General features: G+C 36.6%; 15 protein-coding genes. 7 read left to right on the forward strand and 8 right to left on the reverse strand.

The genetic code is table 11. The features are described from left to right. Nucleotides 1–121: 121 nt before the first annotated feature. Together ACO05K_RS17480 and ACO05K_RS17485 are read left to right on the forward strand one after the other, a co-directional pair. Nucleotides 122–1003: a PorP/SprF family type IX secretion system membrane protein gene (locus ACO05K_RS17480; protein WP_421946308.1), complete on the forward strand. Its 882-nt coding sequence runs from the start codon at nt 122–124 to the stop codon at nt 1001–1003. Between the two features lie 23 nt (nt 1004–1026). After that, the gene (locus tag ACO05K_RS17485; RefSeq protein WP_421945700.1) at nt 1027–1686 is read left to right on the forward strand and encodes an MgtC/SapB family protein; all 660 of its coding nucleotides are present in this window, start codon (nt 1027–1029) and stop codon (nt 1684–1686) included. Here ACO05K_RS17485 and ACO05K_RS17490 read toward each other — a convergent pair. Together ACO05K_RS17490 and ACO05K_RS17495 are read right to left on the reverse strand one after the other, a co-directional pair. Beyond that, nucleotides 1667–2164 carry an RDD family protein gene (locus ACO05K_RS17490; protein ID WP_421945701.1) on the reverse strand — a complete coding sequence of 166 codons (498 nt, stop codon included), beginning with the start codon at nt 2162–2164 and terminating at the stop codon, nt 1667–1669. The two genes, ACO05K_RS17485 and ACO05K_RS17490, sit on opposite strands and share 20 nt — an antisense overlap. 20 nt (nt 2165–2184) lie before the next feature. Then, complete coding sequence (locus ACO05K_RS17495; protein ID WP_421945702.1) at nt 2185–3243, reverse strand: TonB family protein; 1059 nt, start codon at nt 3241–3243, stop codon at nt 2185–2187. A gap of 79 nt (nt 3244–3322) precedes the next feature. On the opposite strand from ACO05K_RS17495, the gene ACO05K_RS17500 reads away from it, so the two are divergent. Continuing rightward, nucleotides 3323–4750, forward strand: a complete 1428-nt coding sequence (locus ACO05K_RS17500; protein WP_421945703.1) for an L-serine ammonia-lyase — start codon at nt 3323–3325, stop codon at nt 4748–4750. 650 nt (nt 4751–5400) lie between these two features. Here ACO05K_RS17500 and ACO05K_RS17505 read toward each other — a convergent pair. From ACO05K_RS17505 to ACO05K_RS17525, 5 genes are all read right to left on the reverse strand, one after another. Further along, nucleotides 5401–6312 (reverse strand): AEC family transporter, encoded by a 912-nt coding sequence (locus tag ACO05K_RS17505; RefSeq protein ID WP_421945704.1) that lies wholly within the window; start codon nt 6310–6312, stop codon nt 5401–5403. A 64-nt stretch (nt 6313–6376) separates the two neighbouring features. Continuing rightward, nucleotides 6377–7612: a DEAD/DEAH box helicase gene (locus tag ACO05K_RS17510; RefSeq protein WP_421945705.1), complete on the reverse strand. Its 1236-nt coding sequence runs from the start codon at nt 7610–7612 to the stop codon at nt 6377–6379. A gap of 164 nt (nt 7613–7776) precedes the next feature. After that, a complete protein-coding gene (locus tag ACO05K_RS17515; RefSeq protein ID WP_421945706.1) occupies nt 7777–9078 on the reverse strand; it encodes a RagB/SusD family nutrient uptake outer membrane protein in 1302 nt (433 codons plus the stop codon). 15 nt (nt 9079–9093) lie between these two features. Further along, on the reverse strand, nt 9094–12222 hold the full coding sequence (locus tag ACO05K_RS17520) for a SusC/RagA family TonB-linked outer membrane protein (RefSeq protein WP_421945707.1): 3129 nt from the start codon (nt 12220–12222) through the stop codon (nt 9094–9096). A gap of 70 nt (nt 12223–12292) precedes the next feature. Next, nucleotides 12293–13489: an anhydro-N-acetylmuramic acid kinase gene (locus ACO05K_RS17525; RefSeq protein WP_421945708.1), complete on the reverse strand. Its 1197-nt coding sequence runs from the start codon at nt 13487–13489 to the stop codon at nt 12293–12295. Between the two features lie 156 nt (nt 13490–13645). On the opposite strand from ACO05K_RS17525, the gene nagB reads away from it, so the two are divergent. The 3 genes from nagB to ACO05K_RS17540 all read left to right on the forward strand — a co-directional run bounded on the left by nagB (nt 13646) and on the right by ACO05K_RS17540 (nt 17467). Further along, on the forward strand, nt 13646–15568 hold the full coding sequence (nagB, locus tag ACO05K_RS17530; protein ID WP_421945709.1) for a glucosamine-6-phosphate deaminase: 1923 nt from the start codon (nt 13646–13648) through the stop codon (nt 15566–15568). 145 nt (nt 15569–15713) lie between these two features. Further along, entirely contained in the window at nt 15714–16217 is a 504-nt protein-coding gene (locus ACO05K_RS17535; RefSeq protein ID WP_421945710.1) for a transposase, read from the forward strand. Nucleotides 16218–16324: 107 nt separating this feature from the next. Then, on the forward strand, nt 16325–17467 hold the full coding sequence (locus ACO05K_RS17540) for an acyltransferase family protein (protein WP_421945711.1): 1143 nt from the start codon (nt 16325–16327) through the stop codon (nt 17465–17467). On the opposite strand, the gene ACO05K_RS17545 is transcribed toward ACO05K_RS17540, so the two are convergent. Beyond that, the gene (locus ACO05K_RS17545) at nt 17468–19012 is read right to left on the reverse strand and encodes a glycoside hydrolase family 10 protein (RefSeq protein ID WP_421945712.1); all 1545 of its coding nucleotides are present in this window, start codon (nt 19010–19012) and stop codon (nt 17468–17470) included. It abuts the gene before it with no gap. A gap of 210 nt (nt 19013–19222) precedes the next feature. On the opposite strand from ACO05K_RS17545, the gene ACO05K_RS17550 reads away from it, so the two are divergent. Continuing rightward, nucleotides 19223–20125 (forward strand): hypothetical protein, encoded by a 903-nt coding sequence (locus ACO05K_RS17550; RefSeq protein ID WP_421945713.1) that lies wholly within the window; start codon nt 19223–19225, stop codon nt 20123–20125. Nucleotides 20126–20128 lie beyond the last annotated feature (3 nt).

Below are 20128 nucleotides of genomic sequence, written 5' to 3' on the forward strand. Positions count from 1 at the left end.
CCTAATTATATTGTTGATTACTTTCCCTTTTGTAACTAAAGGGCAAGATCACATTTACAGCCAGTTTTACAATTCGCCAATTTATTTAAATCCGGCATTAACCGGGCAGTTTTAAGGCGATATTAGATTTAATGCCTTATATCGGAATCAATGGACGGGGCTCTCTGGTGATTTTTCTTACATGAGCGCATCTGCAGATTTAAATCTTCAAAAATTAAACAGTGGCGTTGGAATAATTTTTAACCGAAGCAGTGAAGGAACAGCTTATCTCCAAAAAAATAACATAGCTTTAAGTTATTCGTACATTATTGGTGGAGAAGATTTTACACTTTCCTTCGGATTACAAGGAGGTATAACCAACCAAAAGTTAAACTGGGATAGATTAGTATTTGGAGATCAGATTGACATAAACGCAGGTATTATTCCGGGTGGAATTTCTGGTGCAGAAAGACCAAATGTTGATAGCAGATTTTATTTTGATGCGGCGGCGGGAGGAAATATTGTGTACAAAAATTTTATGCTGGGTTTAGGCGTTCATCATTTAAATCGTCCAGATGAGTCTCTGGCAGGCTACCAAGCCAGATTACCAATGCGTTTTTCGGCCAATATGAGTTATAAACTAGCCATTATTCCTGATAGATATGATAGAGACGGAGCTTACCTAATCCCTTCTGTAGTTGCTTATCGCCAGCAAAATGTAATGTCTTTTAGTTTGGGCACTCAATTTAAATATTCTGGTGTAAATGCAGGGATTTGGTATAGAAACGATGGCGGAACCAATGGTAATGATGCAATTGTGTTCTCTGTAATATTCGATATTTTTAACAGAAGGACAAATGGCGAAAAGTTTAGAATTGGCTTAAGTCACGATGCAACTACCTCGAAATTAAACTACACAAATACCGGAGGAACATCAGAAATTGGTGTGGGTTACGAAAAATATTGGCTTAATAGTTCTAACTATGGCCGGGCGAATGGATTAAGATGTTATGATTTTTATTAATTTGCTTTATTATTAAGCAAATAATGAACGATATAATAGAAAACCATCATTTTATTACCCAAAGCGAAATCAATAAATTTCTGTTGGCTACACTGCTTTGTGGGTTAATTGGTGCAGAGCGAGAATACAGAAGCAAATCAGCCGGATTAAAAACCATGATGATGATTGGTTTAGGTGCAACGCTTTTTACCATTTTATCAATTAAAATAGGCGCAACAAGCCAGGATAGAATTGCTTCAAATATTGTTACTGGAATTGGGTTTTTAGGCGCAGGTGTAATCTTTAAAGAAGAAAATAGGGTTAAGGGGTTAACTACTGCCTGTATTATTTGGATTGTAGCTGCAATCGGTATGGCTATTGGTTCAGGCTATTACGAGCAAGCCATTGGTGTAACAGGAGTAGTTTTGCTGGCATTAATTATTTTTCCTTTTTTGGAGGAAATTGGCGACAGACGCTTTACCAAACGTGTTTATCGAATTGTTAAAAAACAGCACGTTCACGGAGATTTAGAAAGCTACGAAGAAGTTTTTAAAGAAAATAAACTGAAGCCACAACGAGGGAAACATCAATTGGTTAATAATGTAATTACCGGGAATTGGACTGCCACCGGAACGCCTAAAAATCACCAGAAGTTTGTAGAGCAAATGTTAAAAGATAGCGATATTATAGAGTTTGATTTTTAACCGTAGAAAATAACTCTGTTTTCTGCATTTGTAAAGCCACTTTCTTTTCTTCTACAACCATAGTTTGCGACCACCTATCATGCCATGGGTTGCAAGGAGAACCTAATGCACTTAGCGGATTAAAAGGAATAATCCTGATTAAATTTCTGGTAAATGCTTTTTCAAAAGTAAGGTCGCTTCCATCGAGGTTTACAGCTTTAGTTTTAGTAATATATTTGCCAATTGATTTTCCGTTCAACATCGCTTCAGTGAACGACATGATTACGCCATAAAAAATCATTCCAACAACACGTTCTGTAATGCCATCATTACGCGAATCTAGAATTTCCGGATTAATGAAATAAACTACAATACCTAAGGCAAATATCAATATGTATATAACTATCGTATCGATAAAATAATTTGCAAACCTTAAGCCTGTTGATGCCTGACAGTAACGATAATCAATTTCTTCGTAATTTGGGGTACTAAAAGCCATTTGAGCGTTTCTATATTTATTTAAAAATTGAAGTTAAAGCTTTGATTATACTTAACCCTTACCGGAATACCTCTTTGTTTCCCAGGTTCCCATCTTGGAGCATACATTAAGACTCTTTTAGCTTCTTCATCCAAAGAATTTTCGATAGATTTTTCAATAACAATATCAACAATTTTTCCGGTCTTGTCTACCACAAAACTAGTTTTAACTGTTCCTTTTATATTATTCCGATAGGCGTAAGTTGGATATTTAGTGTTCGAGGCAATAAAATTTTTCCATGCTCTTTCTCCACCGTTATATTCTGGCACTTCAAAACTTGAAGTGTATTGATAGGTTTTTCCATCCTTAATACTTTCACCAGAAATTAATTTATTAGCCTCATAATTTTCTTTGAAAGTAATTCCAAGCTGTGTATCGTAACCAGTCCATAAACCAGTTTTCATACCATCAAGATAATCTCCCTCTTCACCAGATTCATATTCTTTAAATTTATTTACTTCCTTTAAATGTCCTTTTCCATCTTCAATATTTACTTTTCCGGTCGAATCCGCATGATACAAGATCTTCGAGTTCGTTTTAAAAATGAAATCATTTAACGAAGAATTTTCTCCTATCACTTCGTTCACTGGTCTGGCTGATGATATATATTCTGTCTTTCTTTTTATTTTTCCGTTAGAATAATAATATACGGAAACACCTTCAGGAATGCCATTCTTATAACTTAGTGCCTCCGTTCTTCTACCTAAAGAATCGAAGCCCATAATAATGCCATCATAAGATAATCTTGGTTCAAAAGATATAAGGTGACCAACAGTTTTTCTGTTATTGTTCTTGTAAAACTCTAATAATTTAAAACGGGTGTCTCCAGAATCAGGTTCCTGAATTATTCTTACAAAATCAGCGTCTTCCTTTTTTTCAACTTTTTGACCGTTGTTTTTAAGGAAGTAAACGTTTTGGGTTTTTTGTGCCTTTGAAACTGTAATAAATAAACTAAATAATATGAGCAAGCGTAATTTCATAACCAAATCTAATAAGAATTGATAAATATATAATTGCTGATAATTAAAATAAATTTTCATTCTCGGGAATGTTAAAAACAATTATAGCTTTGTATAACAGATCATCCCTGCATTGATAAATCTGTAACTAACTAAATTCATGATTAAAGAACAAATTTCAGTTTTTGATATTTTTAAAATCGGCATTGGTCCATCAAGTTCTCATACACTTGGTCCGTGGCGGGCTGCTCAGCAATTCACAGCATCTTTAAAAGAAAATAATTTGCTTGGTGATGTTGAGGCGATAAAAATATTACTTTACGGCTCGCTTGCTAAAACAGGTGTTGGCCACGGAACTGATGTTGCAATTTTATTGGGATTAACGGGTGCAGACCCAGTAACATTTGATGTTGATGCAGTTACGCCAACATTCGAAAATATTAAGAGAGATAAAAAATTAAATCTGGCTGGTAATGTAGTTATAGATTTTGTTTACGAAAACGACTTACTTTTCCTTTTCGCCGAAAGCTTACCTTTCCACCCGAATGCGGTTACATTTCAGGCACTTTTAAAAAATGGCAAGGCCGTTTCTGAAACATATTATTCAATCGGCGGTGGTTTCGTTGTAAAAGAAGGAGAAGATAATAGCCAAAAACCACAGGTAGATTTACCTTTTCCTGTAGAAAAAGCGAAAGAACTTTTACACTGGTGTTTATCAACCGGTTTAAAAGTAAGCGAAATTGTGATGGAAAACGAATTAGCCTGGAGGCCTGAATCGGTAACAAAATCTGGCATTTTGCAGCATTTCCATGTTATGAGAGATTGCATTTACCGCGGTTGCCACACCACAGGTTTTTTACCAGGCGGTTTAGATGTTGCCAGAAGGGCATTTCCACTAAATAAAAGACTAATAAATAAAGCAGAATATTCAAATTACGATACCTGGATTGATGCAATTAGAAAAGGTGGAAACGGTTTTAACTATATCTTAGATTGGGTAAGTTGCTTTGCTTTAGCCGTTAACGAAGAGAATGCTTCCTTTGGTAGAGTTGTTACCGCACCAACAAATGGAGCTGCAGGCGTAATCCCTGCGGTTTTACAATATTTTATTGTCTTTTGCGATGGTTACTCTGAAGATAAAATTATCCAATTTATAACCTGTGCCTCAGAAATTGGAAGTATTTTCAAAAAAGGCGCAACAATATCTGCTGCTATGGGCGGTTGTCAGGCAGAAATTGGTGTTTCTTCAGCAATGGCTGCTGCGGCTTTAACAGAATGTTTGGGTGGTTCTCAACGTCAGGTTTTAATGGCTGCCGAAATTGCGATGGAGCATCACTTAGGTTTAACCTGCGATCCGATTGGTGGTTTGGTGCAAATACCATGTATTGAAAGGAATACGATGGGCGCAATAAAAGCAATTACTGCAAGTCAGTTGGCCTTACAAAGCAATCCCGATAAGGCAAAAGTAAGTTTGGATGCTGTTGTAAATACCATGTGGGAAACCGCTTTGGATATGAATGCAAAATACAAGGAAACATCTGATGGTGGCTTGGCAACGAATATTCCAATCAGTTTGCCAGAGTGTTAGTTATTTAAATTTTCTTTTTTGAAGCGCAATTTTTGTGCTTTTCGGAAACATTGTTCCCGCCAATGCTACAATCTTTTGGCAAAACTTACGAAGTCTCTGCTTGAGTGTACCGTAAAAGACTTCGTTAGTTTGGTAAGCCAAAAGTATTTCCGCGTATGTCGGGGCTATGAAACACAAACAGTAGCGCTTGGGCTGGTTTTCCCTGCAAAAGCCTTTATGCTTAACCAACATATAACTTGCCCGTCATTTCGACCGTAGTGGAGAAATCTTTTAAATTAGGTACAAGGATTTAGCTTCACTGAACACTTCGTGGTTCTTGGCTTCGCTTGAAATGACGATGAGCCTCCAAGTAATACACATAACTTGCCCGTCATTTCGACCGTAGTGGAGAAATCTTTTAAACTAGGTATAAGGATTTAGTTTCGCTGACCACCTCATGGTTCTTGGCTTCGCTTGAAATGACGATTTTAACACTGGTTAGCGATTCTTAAATCTTGTTCCTTGCAGATGCCTTTGTTCCTAAACCTGATTATAATGAAAAGCCCGCAAGCGAGGTACGAGTGCGGACTTGCCTGCCTGCGGTAGGCAGGTAATGGTAAGCAGGACTACATGCCGCCAAGCGTACAGAAACATTCATTTTCAAAAAATATTTAGAATAGGTTCGTTTGTGTTAAAACTAACCACCACAAGCCAGTAGTAATAAAGGAAAGTAAAATTCCTATCCCAACTACTAAATTTGAAACTTTGGGGTTTAGATTATATTGATCGGCAACAACACCGGCGGTTAATAACGTTGGCATAGCCATTTCAAAAATTGTAATTTTGGCAATCATACCATTTAAGCCTAGTAGCAGAGCAATTAATAAAACCGAAAGCGGTGCTAAAATCAATTTGTATAACAGGGCAAAGCTAATGTGTTTGATTTCGCTAAACCAACCACCAAATTTTAACTGCAAGCCTATCGAAAACAATGCTAACGGACCAACTGTTCCGGCTAATTTATCGAATAATACATCAAAAGAAGATAAATCTAAATATCGTGGTAAAATTAAAGCTAAAACACAACCGATAAGAGGAGGGAAGGTTAAAACTTTTTTAAGAACCAGCTTTGCATTAAGTTTTTGTTGCTGAGAAGAACGAATGGCTACAATTATTCCAATAGTAGAAAGTAGCGTAAACGTGACCTGATCACAAATAATTGCAATTGCCAATTCCTTTTCGCTGAAATAAGCGATTATTAATGGAAAACCAATAAATGATGTATTGCTTAAGGAACTAACCAGTTTTAAACCTCCTGAAGTTGCTTTGCTAATTTTGCTGAACTTTGAATAAATTGTAATGAATACCCATCCAAGCAACCAAACACAAATTGGCGCAAAAGCAGGGAAGAGTAATTCTTTTGTCCAGGTAATGTGCGGAAGGTATTTAAAAGAAACCGCTGGAAGGGCGATGTAAATTATCCAGGCGTTTATGCCTTTGTGTGCATCTTTTGGTAGGGTTTTGCTCTTTCTAAAGAGAATCCCGGCGAGGATGCATAAGCCGATTAAAATGAAATTTGCCATTAATTATTCAAAGATAATCTATAAAAGAAAAACGCCAATTAGAAATTCTACTGGCGTTTAAATATTATGAACTTGGGTTGCTTGGTTTAGGCTTTTTCTTGTGCCAAACCTTTTTCTTTCCGTTATTTCTTGGGTGTTGAGGTCTTTTTTCTTCAACATGCATAATTTCCATGGTGGCAATGTGCTCGGGTAAAACCATCCGCGGAACTTCTTTTTCGATTAGCTTTTCAATGTTATCAAACTTTCGTTTATCTCGTCCGTTTACGAGGGTAATTGCAGTTCCTTTTGTAGCAGCTCTTGCCGTTCTGCCAATTCGGTGTACATAATCGGCAGGGTCGCCCGGAACATCGTAATTGATGACTAAGTCAACACCTTCAACATCAATACCACGAGATAAAACATCAGTACCTATAATAATTGGCAACCTTTTGTTTTTAAAAGCGAGTAAAATATCTTCACGTTCCTTTTGACCTAAATCAGAGTGAAAGGCTTCGGCCTGAATTTTTAAACCTTTAAAAGTTTTGTACAATGCTTTTACCTTTTCCTTTGTAGAGGCGAAGATGATGGCGCTTTTATAAGTATCATCCTTGAAAATATCGGTTAATAAAGCCTGCTTTTGCTGGTCGTGAATGTTATAAGCTTGTTGGCTAATTCCTTCTGCTGGTTTAGCAATTGATATGGTAATCTGCTGAGGGTTATCTAAAATGCTACCGGCCATTTTCCTGATTTTAGGAGCCATAGTCGCAGAAAATAACAGCGTTTGTCTTTTTTTAGGCAGATAACTTACAATGCGCATAATATCATCGTAGAAACCCATGTCTAACATTCTATCTGCTTCATCTAAAATTAAATGTTGCAAATGTTCCAGTTTTAAAACACCGGAAGATAAATGCGCCATTAAGCGACCAGGTGTAGCAATAATAATATCTACACCATCACGCATCGAACGTTTTTGTTGCTCGTATGCAATTCCATCGCCACCGCCATAAACCGCTAAAGAGCTTATGTTTGTGAAATAAGCCAGTGCTTCAACCTGTAAATCAATTTGTTGGGCAAGCTCTCGGGTTGGTGCTAAAATTAAGGTATTGTTATGTCTATCGGTAGCACGGCTAATTTTATCCATTACGGGTAAAAGGTAGCTGGCGGTTTTTCCTGTACCTGTTTGGGCACATGCAATAAGATCGTGGTTATCTAAAATTACCGGGATGGCTTGTTCTTGTATCGGAGTAGCGCTTTTATACCCCATTGCCATAAGGCCTTCGTGTAAGTCGGGGTTAAAATTAAAGTCGTTAAAATTCAATCTGTTATCTTTATCTATTTTAGCAAAAGTACCTTAAAATATAGCCAATAGCAAGCAAGATTTTAATATCAGCTTAATGTGATGTAAATAACTCATCGGAAAATCTGTTTCCAAAATAAAAGCCCCAAGTTTTAACTTGAGGCTTTTGGTAATTTTAGGTTTTTTTAAAACGCCGGATCTGCCGGAGTGTTTGTGTTATTATCTCGCTCTTGGAAAGGATAAGGGAAGAAGTTACGCTTTCTATCTGTAAGCGGCTGGTTAAATCTTCTCATATCTTCCAGTTTCAATCCTGACATAAATAACTCAATACAACGATGCTTGTAAATTAAATCTAAAAGCTGTTGTTGCGTGTAAGTTCCGGTTAATGCAGGAAGTGCTGCACCAACTCCAAAAACATCTGTTGCTGCAGTTTTGGTTACAATTTTATTTAACTCGGTTAAAGCACTTGATAAATTTGGTGTTGCCTGACGAGCATAAGCTTCTGCTTTAATCAAAGTAACCTCACCAGGTAAATAAACTGGGATTTGTGCGAAAGTTGCCGCTCCGAAACCATTGATACGAACTGTTGTATTTACCACAGTATAAAATGGAATCCTTGCATCACCAGCATCTGGTACGTTTGCACCAGTTTGGCCCAGGCTTATATTTTTCGGCTGAATTACATTATTTGTAGAGGTAGCAATTTCGAAAATCGGATTTAGGTTTAACGCATCGTAAGTGAAAGTCGATTTTTTTGATATGCTTAAATCGACTGCATTTGCTGCTGTTAAAGCTAAAGCATAGTTGCCTGCAAATAAAGCATAACGTGCTTTTAATGCATTCAAAGTGTTTGGAATATCAATTCCTGCCGGAATGTTCCCCGTAAACGAAGCGCTGATTGGGTTTGCAGCAATAACCGCTAACGCGTTATCTATTGTAGCAATTGCTTTATTAAATCCTTCTACACGGCTAATAAAAGTAACATTTTGACCAATACTTGCAGGAACTCTTTCCCAATACTCAGATAAGTTGCCTAAAGCTAATGCTTTAAAAATACTTGCATGAGCAATTAAACCCGAAGCATAATTTTTATCAGCAAGATTGGCTGAATTATTAATTACGTTATCTGCATCGAAAATGATTTTATTCGAACCCGCCCAAACGTTTAATAATATTGTGTTGGTTCCATCTACCTGAACACCGCCTGCAACTAAGCGTTCTTCGTTAGTATTACCGGTATTAATGGATATTAATTCATTAGTGGTTAATCCGTTTAAGGTAATCGATGCGTATAAAACACCAGCTCTTGTGGTCGAAAAGTTTTTTTGCAACCCTACAGTAACACCTGTTAAACCCTTTGCAGAGGTTAATACTTCTTCGGCCGTAGCCGCATTAGGATTTAAGTATTCCTTATTACAAGCACTTGAAAAAGCAACAGCTGTAAGTAGAAATGCATAACCTATATATTTTGATTTTAAATTTTTCATAATAAGTCTTTTTATTTAGAACCTTGCTTGTAAACCTAATGAGTAAGTACGTGGAATTGGCACAGAACCGAAATCAATATTTCTTAAAATTGTAGATTGACCGCCAGAGTTTAACTCAGGGTCGTAGCCTTTGTAATTATCCCACGAAACCAAGTTTCTGCCGCTTAAGTTTACTGTTAAGCTTTTAATAAATTTAACCTGTCCGATGTTATAACTTAAAGAGATTTCTCTTAATTTCACGAAAGATCCGTCGTCTATACGCCATTCTTCGACATTGTATGCGCCCGCAACATAACCTCTTGGCAATTGTCCTAATTGTTCTGCTTCAGCAACTTTACCATTACCCACACCCTGACGAGTTCTCCAATCCGCATTCCATACATCACCACCTTGAACAGCATCTAATTGAACATGAAGACTTAATTTTTTATAAGTAAAATCATTCACAAACGAACCCGTATAATCAGGATTTGGATCACCAACAACTTTACGGAGAACAGTACCTGATGGCTGTCCGCCAGTTCTTGAAGTTTCGTAAGTTGTAGCCGATGTCTGAACACCTCTTTCTGTTTGCGGGATTCCCTGGGCATTCAATAACAAACTTCCATCAGGATTGCGGGCAAAGAATGTACCGTAAAACACACCTACCGGATAACCATCAGTAATAGATACCGGTGCACCAGCATTGGTTGAAATTAACCTTTGCGCACCTGAACCCACAATTTTATTTCTGTTTCTATTAAAAATCACAGTTGATGTCCATGTGAAATTATCGCTTTTCAATGGAACACCAGTTAACATTAACTCGAAACCTTTGTTTTTAAGTTTTCCTCCAATGTTATCTAATAAACTTGAATAACCAGTTGTTGGCGCAATCACCACTCCCAATAGTAAATCTTTTACGGTTTTATCATAATAACTGAAAGTTAACCCTAATCGATTATTGAAAAACGACATGTCTGTTCCTACTTCAAGTTCTTGCTGACGCTCAGGTTTTACATTGGTATTTGCCAAAGTAGTTAATGATGTTAGTGATGTTTTACTGTTCAATGCGCTTGGAGAATACACATTAAGACGGTCATAAGCACCAATACCTGTCAAATTACCCGATTGACCATAAGCGGCTCTTAACTTAAAAGCATTCCACCAAGATGAAACGCCAAAATCTTTCCAATAATCAGCAGACGATAGCACATAACTAACATTTGCTTTTGGATAATATTGCGTTCTGTTTTCTTCTCCGAACACAGTAGATTGATCTACCCTGATTGCTCCAGTTACAAACAAATGATCTTTATACTTAAAGTTTTGTTGTAAATAAGCCCCACTGATTGAAAATTCTGAACGGCTATCGCTGTTTGGAAGAATTGTACTTGCTCCATTTACAACCTGAACGAAAGGCGCTAAACCACGTCCGTTAAGTAAACTGAAAAGATCTTTTTGATATTGATAAGAACCACCCAATTGTGTTGTCGAACTCAATAAATCTGTAATTTTAGTATCGTAAGTAAAATTCAGTTCGTTATTAAATAATGTTGTAGTAGCATTCGCTGCACTAGCATAACCATTTAAGGATGGATCTAAAGTTGGACCACCACCATAAAAACCAGTACTTACATTATATGCAAATGGTGGAATAAAGGTTGTTCCATTTTGTATGGAATTATCAACACCCATACTATAATCAATAGTAAGGTTTTTAACTGGTGTAAGCTTTAAACCTGTATTTGCAATAATGCGGTTTGTAAACTGGCGCTGCTTAATATCTTCAATAACAGAAACTGGATTTACACGACCGCGTTCTCCAATCGCTTTTAAATTACCTAAAGCGTCTCTTGCAAACAGGTCATGAAAGTTACCAATAATTGTAACCGAGTTCATTGGAGAAAAGAATGAATTACCATCAGGTTTTTCATTGGCATCACTGTGGATGTAATTAAATCCAGCGGTTAGTTTTGCCCATTTGTTAATGGTTTGATCAAGATTTGCTCTGAAATTCATTCTTCTGAAATCAGTATTTTTAATAATCCCCTGATTAGAAAAATAACCTGCCGAAGTGTAGAATTTTGTATTGTCGTTACCGCCAGAAACAGATACTGAATTATCTGTTCCGATACCAGTTCTAAAAATATAATCTTGATAATTATATCTGGTTACCGGAGTTGTGTTTGTTAAGGTAGGTGTTAATACATCCTGAGTTTGTGCAGTCGCTCCATCAGTTGGTCCTCCAAATTTTGTTGGCGATTGGTTAACTTCTATTTGCTTGCGCAATTCGCTAATGGTTAAGCTGGTGCTGAAACTTACTTGTGGTTCACCAGTTTTACCTCTTTTGGTAAAAATCTGGATAACGCCAGCATTTGCTCTTGAGCCATAAATTGCTGCCGCTGCTGCTCCATTTAATACCTCGATACGGTCTATATCAGAAGGACTGATATCAACCATACGGTTTTGCCCGATACTTCCAACAAAGTTTCCTCCATCGTAATTTGCAGATGTATTGGTTACTCTTGTTGTTGAGTTGTTTACAATTACACCATCAATAATGTACAATGGCTCTGAAGATGAATTTACGGAACTTACACCCCTTAATCTAACAGAAATTCCTCCCGCCGGATCTCCGGAGTTTTGACTAATTTGTGCTCCAGGTGTTTTACCTTGTAGCGAAGCTAGAGCATTTCCACTCGGCGCTTTATTCAAATCGTCTCCCTTAACGGTACTTACATAACTACCAAGTTGTTTTCTTGTCGTTCCTTGCGATGTACCGGTAACAATTACTTCATCCAAGCCAACGGCGTCTCCAGTAAGCGAGCCATTTACCTGAATTTGGTCTCCTGTGCCTAAATCGACACTTTGTACAGATGTTTTAAATCCTACGTAAGAAAATTGAATTTGGTATTTACCTGCCGGAAGATCGACGATAAAACTATAACTACCATTTCCTGAAGTGCTTGTAGCCAGATTGGTGTTCAAGATTTTTACAACTGCACCTGGTATAGGTTCTTTATTTGCAGATTCGGTTACTTTTCCTGTAATAGTATAGCGCTTATTCTGAGCGTTTGCCATTTCTGAAAGTAAAAGTAGCACAAATGAGATCATCAAAATTGATAATAATTTTGGCGACCATTTTAGGTAACTTTTTTCCATAAAGTTTGGTTTGTTAAATTATGATTAGTTAATTAACAAATTTAGCAAATTACAACACAAACCAAATTTTTTATTCTGAAAGACTAATCTTTCCCATACAAACAGAAGGTACTCCTTGTCTTTTGCCGAAGTTTATTGGTTTTCCACAGAGTGTTTCGTTTGCTAAAACTGCAAACAACACCGCTTCTTTAGCATCCGGATTAATGTTTAAATCATCAGTAGTTTTAAAAATGGCTGATGATAATTTGCTTTTTAATAAGCTAGCAAGCAATGGGTTGTGCATACCGCCGCCACTCATAAATATGTGAATTTCAGAAGTTTCATCAAAGCAGCTTTTTATAGCATTAGATATTGTTTCTACTGAGAAATGGCATAAAGTAGCCATTACATCTTCTTTAGAAATATTTTCTGTTGATGATTTTTTTTGTGCTCGAATTAAATACTCTAGATTGAACAATTCAGGACCCGTAGTTTTTGGAAAGCTGTCATTAAAAAAATCACAATCCAGCAAAGCTGATAAAAGCGCATCGTTTAATTTTCCAGATGATGATATTTCAGCATTCTTATCGTAAAATCGATTAAAATGTTGCTGCATAAACTGATCCATCAAAGTATTACCAGGGCCAACATCCGTTGAGAAAATTTCTTCAGCTTTTAAATTCGCCGGCAGATAAGTAAAGTTTGATATACCACCAATATTTAACATGATGCGGTTTTCTCCGGCTTTAGAAAATATAAGGTAATCGCCATAAACGGCTAATGGCGCACCTTCTCCGCCTGCAGCAAGGTGTTTTTGCCTAAAATCGGATAAAGTAATAATACCAGTTTTCATGGCAATGTGATCGCCATCGCCTATTTGCAATGTGCCATTCGGATATCCGTCTAGCTTGTGCAATGATTTTGGCGCATGAAATATCGTTTGACCATGACTGGCAATAAAATCAATTTGTTCCTTCTCATAACCCCATTCTTTTAAAGCCTGGTTAATAAGCTCACCGTGAACATTCGCAATGTGTTCATTCATCAAACAAACCAATTGCAAATCGACTTCTTTTTTTGAGAAAATTGCTTTAATCTTCGCTCTAAAATCATCAGTATAATCTCCTGTTTTAAACTTTAATATTTTTACCTCAGTTTCAGCGCCACTGCCTTTAATGTTGCAAAGTGCAATATCTAAACCGTCCATCGATGTTCCGCTCATTAAGCCAATAATCAGGCGCTCAGCCTTATTCGTTTTCTCGTAGAGTTTTTGTATTTGAAGATTCATAACAGATTGATTTTTATTGAAAAACGAGCAAACGTTTGTTTGGTACTTAAAGCTAATATTATTGAATTACTTGCAATAAAAGTAAAAAACCTTTAGTGAAAACCGACCATATGTTGTTATATTTACTGCTCCGTACATTAAAAACCATAACAAAAAATGGCAAGATTAAATCTACTGGAGGAGACACGCTTCGAAAAACTCCCTGTGAGCGTGTTCGAAAATCCAAAAATTGCTTCTGTAAATGTTGCGCAACGCATTGCAGGTCTTATCAAGACAAAACAAGCAAACAACACACCTGCCGTACTGGGCTTAGCAACAGGTGTTACCCCAATTGCAGTTTATGCTGAATTGGTTAGGCTGCATAAAGAAGAGGGCTTAAGTTTTAAAAATGTAATTACTTTTAATTTGGATGAGTATTATCCAATGCAGCCAAATGCGGCGCAAAGTTATGTTACGTTTATGAACGAGAACCTTTTCGACCATATCGACATCGATAAAAATAACGTACACATTCCTGATGGAACTTTGGCGTTAGAAGACATTCCTGCTTTCTGTCTGGATTATGAGAAAAAGATTGGAGATTTAGGTGGTTTGGATATTCAGATTTTAGGTATTGGTCGTACTGGTCACATTGGTTTTAACGAGCCAGGTTCTGCACCAAACTCTGGTACACGTTTAGTTACACTAGATGATTTAACAAGAAGAGATGCTGCTCGTGATTTCGGTGGAAAATCTTTCGTACCAACAAAAGCCATCACCATGGGTATTGGTACAATCTTCAAAGCAAGAGAAATTATTTTAATGGCCTGGAGCCGTAAAAAAGCTTCAATTATTAAAAAAGCTGTAGAAGGAGAAATTTCTGGCGATGTTCCGGCAACGTACTTACAGCTTTCAGAAAACGTTGAATTTATTTTAGATGCTCCGGCAGCATCAGATTTAACAAGGTTTGATACACCTTGGTTGGTAAAAGATTGTGTATGGACAGATGCTTTAATTCGTAAGGCGGTAATTTGGTTGGCTAATACTTTGAAAAAGCCAATTTTAAAACTTACCGAAGACGATTATAACAACAACGGGATGGCGCAACTGGCTACTGAGAAAGGCCCGGTTTACAACATCAACATTCATATCTTTAATAAACTACAACATACAATAACTGGATGGCCGGGTGGAAAGCCTAATGCAGATGATTCTCAACGCCCTGAAAGAGCAGAGCCTGCAAAAAAACGTGTTATCATTTTCTCCCCACATCCTGATGATGATGTGATATCTATGGGCGGTACTTTTATCCGCTTAGTTGATCAGAAACACGATGTGCATGTAGCTTATCAAACATCTGGTAATACTGCTGTTTGGGATGATGATGCTTTACGTTTTGTAGAATTTAATGTAGATTTTACCGAAAAGATGGGTATGGATAATAGCCATTTGAAAGAGTTGTATCAAAAAATGAGAACATTTATTGATAAGAAAAAGCCCAATCAGGTAGATACTCCAGAAATTCAAACGGTTAAAGGATTAATCAGAAAAGGTGAGGCGATAGCTGGAGCAAGATATTGTGGCTTGGAAGATGATCACATCCATTTTCAAGCACTTCCGTTCTATGAGAGTGGTAAAAACCAGAAAAATCCAGTTACGCAACTTGATGTAGAACTTACAAAAGAACTTTTGCAAAAAGTAAAACCTCAACAGGTTTTTGCAGCTGGAGATTTTGAAGATCCACACGGAACGCACATTGTTTGTTTCAATATTATTTTAGCTGCTCTAACCGAGCTTCGTAAAACAGAAGATTGGGCAAAAGATTGTTGGTTATGGATGTACCGTGGCGCATGGCATGAGTTTGAAACACATGAAATCGAAATGGCAGTTCCAATTAGTCCACAAGAACTTGAGCGCAAAAAATATGCAATTTTCAAGCACCAAAGTCAGAAAGACAGAGCTGTTTTCCCTGGTGATGATGCAAGAGAATTTTGGCAAAGAGCTGAAGACCGCAACCGAGATACAGCCAAAGCTTATGATGCTTTAGGCTTAGCAGAATATGAAGCGATGGAAGCTTTCGTACGCTGGAAGTTTGACTAAATCTTTTGACTTACCAGAAACTTACGAAGTCTTTTAGCTTAGTCTGTTAAGATTTCAACAAAACAGAAACTTACGAAGTCTTTTTAATTTGTCTATTAAGACTTCGTAAGTTTATATCCTCCCTATTTTTTTATATCGTTTAATTATGAAAATAGAGGAAAATAGTTTTTATCACGTATTCAATCGTGGAAACAACAAAAGTTTAATTTTTTATGAAGAGAGTAACTATAAATACTTTCTTAACCAATTTCAAAAATACGTATTACCCTATGTTGATGTGTATGCGTATTGTTTAATGCCGAATCATTTTCATTTCTTTATTCAAATAAGGGATAAGGTTAACTTCGAAAAAGGGATTAAAAATTTCTTCATCTCTTATTCCAAATCAATTAATAAATCTTATAATCGAGTTGGTAGTTTATTTCAAGGGCGTTATAAAGCCAAAGTAATCAATTCTGAAAGCTATTACACCAGAATAATAACCTACATTCATCAAAATCCAATTAAAGCAGGATTAGCATCAAGAATGCAAGATTATAAGTATTCCTCTTACAATTCTTTTGTTTTAGACAAGCCTACATTAGTTAGCAAGAAAAAAGTTTTAGAATGGTTTAAAGATTTGGCAGGCTTTATTGCCGACCACCAATAAACTTACGAAGTCCAAATATACACCGTCTATTAGACTTCGTAAGTTTATAGAACTATTTGCACATGCCTGTTAGACTTCGTAAGTTTATACCAAACTAACCAACTGCAATGAATCAACCCAAACAACGCCTGCTTTCTCTTGATTTTTTTAGAGGATTAACTGTAGCAGCAATGATTTTAGTTAATAATCCTGGAAGTTGGGGACACATTTATGCGCCGCTTGAACATGCAGAGTGGAATGGTTGTACACCAACTGATTTAATTTTTCCATTCTTTTTATGGATTGTTGGAGTATCAATTGCATTTGCAATGAGTAGCAGTAAAGCCGATCCATCAACACATAAAAAGACAATTGTTAAAGCAATTAAACGTGGTTTAATATTATATTTCTTAGGTTTTTTTCTCGCAATTTTTGGTAAACTGATTAACGACCCGGCTAATGCTTTACAAACTGTTAGACTGTTAGGTGTATTGCAGCGCATCGGAATTGTGTTTATCATCAGCTCGATTATATTTTTAAAGGTTTCAGAGAAAAATATCTTTAAAACTTTAATAGTTATTCTTGCGGTTTACTGGGCCTTGATGACTTTAGTTCCTGTTCCTGGCGTTGGCTATGCGAACATGGAAAAGGAAACCAATCTGGCTGCCTGGATAGATCGTGGCGTTCTTACAGAAGCACATACTTGGGCATCATCAAAAACCTGGGATCCTGAGGGTGTTTTAAGCACATTGCCTGCAGTAGGCACATGTTTATTTGGAATATTAGTTGGTATCTGGATGAGACGTAAAGATGTTGATAATCCAACAAAAGTAGCCTGGCTTTTTTCTGCCGGAATATTTGCCGTTGTTTTAGGATTATTACTGGATTTACAATTCCCGATTAACAAATCTTTATGGACCAGCTCTTTCGTTTTATATACCGGAGGTTTAGCCTCTGTTGCGCTTGCGCTTTGTTACTGGATAATTGATGTTCAGGGTTATAAAAAATTTACGACACCATTTGTGGTGTATGGTGTAAATGCAATTACCGTTTTCTTCCTGGCGGGATTAATGCCAAGAGTTTTAAACATGATTCAGGTTACTAAGCCAGATGGTACTAAAACCGGAATATTAGTGCGCTTTTACGAAACCTGTTACACACCATACTTCTCACCAATAAATGCATCGTTGGTTTGGGCAATAACTTACGTTTTAGGCTTTTATGTTTTGCTCTACATCATGTACAAGAAAAACATCATTATTAAGGTTTAATTATTCCTTAGCTAAAGGAATTTCTACTCCAACCGGCCCGCTTGGTTCACTTTCGTTTTTTAATCTATCTAATGCGGTAACGAGGTAGCTATATCTTTTCCCGCTTTCTACTGTTGTGTCAATAAATGAAAGGTAATCTTCAAAACTAATTTTTAGGATGTTTTTTGCATCTAAAACTGATATTTTCTCGCCTTCATCAAAACGATAAATCACAAAGCCTGAAGCTGTTTCGCCATCTTTAGCTTTTAATGGTAATTGCCATTTTAAATGCACACCATCTTTCATCGCATCAGCGGTTAGAAATTGCGGTTCATTAGGAGGCGTTTCATCCAACCATGGCATTTGAGGTGGCAAAGCCTGATATTTATATAAATCGTTTTTTAACGAATCAGCTAATGAACGGGCAACCGTACTAAGTGATTTAGAAGAAAAGAAAACACTGCCCTGAATGCGGTTACTTTCTCTCAAAGTTCTAATCTGGTTTGGAATTTCAGAAAGATTTCTCCATGCCAGCTCTGCTCTCGAATTTACCAGATAAGCACCATGACCAACATAAACATGTCTGCCGTAAGCATTATTGCTCCACCAATCTAATAGAACCCCAAAAGGAGCAGCTTTTCTGGTAAAGGTGAAATAGATTTGCGGATTAATGTAATCTACCCAACCTTCCTTAACCCATTTGCGGCTATCGGCGTAAAGTTCTGCGTAATTGGAAAGCCCGCTGCTTACCGAGCCCTCTGCATCCTCATATTTATTCCTCCAAATCCCAAACGGACTTATCCCAAACTTCACGTATTTTTTGTAATGATGAATACTATCATCAACCATTTTAATTAATAAATCAACATTGTTTCTACGCCAGTCTTTAACATCCGAAAAGTTGTTCGGGTACTTGTAGAACGTGTTTCCATCATCTATTCTTTGTCCGGCAATTGGATATGGATAAAAATAATCATCGAAATGAATACCATCTACATCGTAGTTTTTTACAACATCTAAAATTACCTGGGTGATGTATTCTCTAACTTCAGGAATTCCCGGGTCAAATTGCTTTTTTCCACCATAGGTGAAAAACCATTCAGGATGTTTTTTTGTGATGTGTTGCTCGCTTAATGGCGTAACGCTGTTCATGCTTGCACGGTAAGGATTAAACCAGGCATGCAATTCAATTCCTCTAAAATGCGCCTCTTTAATCGCAAAAGTTAACGGATCGTACCCTGCAGCCGGGGCAACACCTTGCTTGCCCATAAGCCACTGGCTCCAAGGTTCGCGAGATTTACCATAGAATGCATCAGCAGCTGGTCTAACTTGTAAAATTATGGCATTTATACCTTGCGATTTATGCTTTTCTAATATACCAATGAACTCCTGCTTTTGCTGATCGGCTGTTAAACCAGGTCTGGAAGGCCAATCGATATTCGATAGAGTAGCTACCCAAACGCCTCTAAACTCTCTTTTTGGTGCAATTTTTGATATTGCTTGTGCATTTAATATATATGGTAGTATTGTTAAAGATAAAAGTGCGTATAGAAAGTTTTTAAGCATTATTTCTGTCTGTTATTTTATTGAGGTTGTATAGCTGTTTAAACAATTATACATTTTGAACCTTAGCAAGTAAACGATTTTTTTTAAAAACTCATATAAGTTTATTAAAAATTTTAATTTGCGCCAAAGTTACAAATATCAACTGTGTTACCATTTACCTATGATGACAAATTATATTAAAACTGAAAACGAAAGAGCATTATTAAAAAAATGGAACCACAAAACGTTAATAAAGGCGATAGAAATAAAATTTACTTCCTGATAATTGTAATTGCTGCACTAATTGGAACTAATGGATACTTGTTTTTTAAGGATAGGCAACAAGGGGAAAAGTTGGTTACTGTAAGTGCAGAAAAAGACAAACTACGTTTAGAAGTTGAAAAAATTGAAGTAGAATTAGATAAAGTAAATGCCCTAAACCTTGATTTAAATGAGAAATTATTAGGTGAACAGCAATTAGCCAGAACAAAAATTGACGAGCTTAAAGCAGCACTTGAAAAAGGTCAGATTACACAATCTGAATTAGATAAGGCTCAAAGCCAGATTGAAGAGTTAAAGGTTTTTATTAAGAACTATAACGAACAGGTAATTCAACTTCAAAACGAAAATATTTTTTTAAAATCATCAAGAGATAGCCTTGAAAGCGGGCTGAAAAGTGCGAATGATAAGGCAACCAATCTTGCAAACGAAAATTCTGCATTAAACGCTAAAGTTAAAACAGCTGCGGCTCTAAAATTAAAGCAGGCTGATGTATTTGCTTATCGTACAAAATCAAGCGGAAAAAAAGTTGAAGTGACCAAATCTTCAACAGCCGAAAAATTAAATATTAAGTTTGAAATTATTCCTAACGAGCTTGCCGAAAAAGGGCATCATAATGTTTTTATCAGAGTATTTGACCCGGCCGGAAACCTTTTAGCTGATGATAGTAATCGTTTCGAAGCTGATGGACAGGAAATGCAATTCAGCTATTCAATATTTATCGATTACAATAACGACGGCTCCGTTTATTCAATAGATTGGGCCAACCCAAAACCATTTATCAAAGGTATTTACACAGTTATTTTATATACCGATGGAAGTACAATGGGTAAAGCACAAATCGAATTAAAATAGGCT

It is taken from the genome of Pedobacter sp. (genome assembly GCF_965227205.1).
Lineage (GTDB): Bacteria > Bacteroidota > Bacteroidia > Sphingobacteriales > Sphingobacteriaceae > Pedobacter.

Coding starts and splice junctions, on each gene's coding strand:
- ACO05K_RS17540 (WP_421945711.1), top strand. CDS start 16,325: ATGAATCAACCCAAACAACGCCTGCTTTCTCTTGATTTTTTTAGAGGA.
- ACO05K_RS17525 (WP_421945708.1), bottom strand. CDS start 13,489: ATGAATCTTCAAATACAAAAACTCTACGAGAAAACGAATAAGGCTGAG.
- ACO05K_RS17535 (WP_421945710.1), top strand. CDS start 15,714: ATGAAAATAGAGGAAAATAGTTTTTATCACGTATTCAATCGTGGAAAC.
- ACO05K_RS17550 (WP_421945713.1), top strand. CDS start 19,223: ATGGAACCACAAAACGTTAATAAAGGCGATAGAAATAAAATTTACTTC.
- ACO05K_RS17520 (WP_421945707.1), bottom strand. CDS start 12,222: ATGGAAAAAAGTTACCTAAAATGGTCGCCAAAATTATTATCAATTTTG.
- ACO05K_RS17505 (WP_421945704.1), bottom strand. CDS start 6,312: ATGGCAAATTTCATTTTAATCGGCTTATGCATCCTCGCCGGGATTCTC.
- ACO05K_RS17495 (WP_421945702.1), bottom strand. CDS start 3,243: ATGAAAATTTATTTTAATTATCAGCAATTATATATTTATCAATTCTTA.
- nagB (WP_421945709.1), top strand. CDS start 13,646: ATGGCAAGATTAAATCTACTGGAGGAGACACGCTTCGAAAAACTCCCT.
- ACO05K_RS17490 (WP_421945701.1), bottom strand. CDS start 2,164: ATGGCTTTTAGTACCCCAAATTACGAAGAAATTGATTATCGTTACTGT.
- ACO05K_RS17485 (WP_421945700.1), top strand. CDS start 1,027: ATGAACGATATAATAGAAAACCATCATTTTATTACCCAAAGCGAAATC.
- ACO05K_RS17545 (WP_421945712.1), bottom strand. CDS start 19,012: ATGCTTAAAAACTTTCTATACGCACTTTTATCTTTAACAATACTACCA.
- ACO05K_RS17515 (WP_421945706.1), bottom strand. CDS start 9,078: ATGAAAAATTTAAAATCAAAATATATAGGTTATGCATTTCTACTTACA.
- ACO05K_RS17500 (WP_421945703.1), top strand. CDS start 3,323: ATGATTAAAGAACAAATTTCAGTTTTTGATATTTTTAAAATCGGCATT.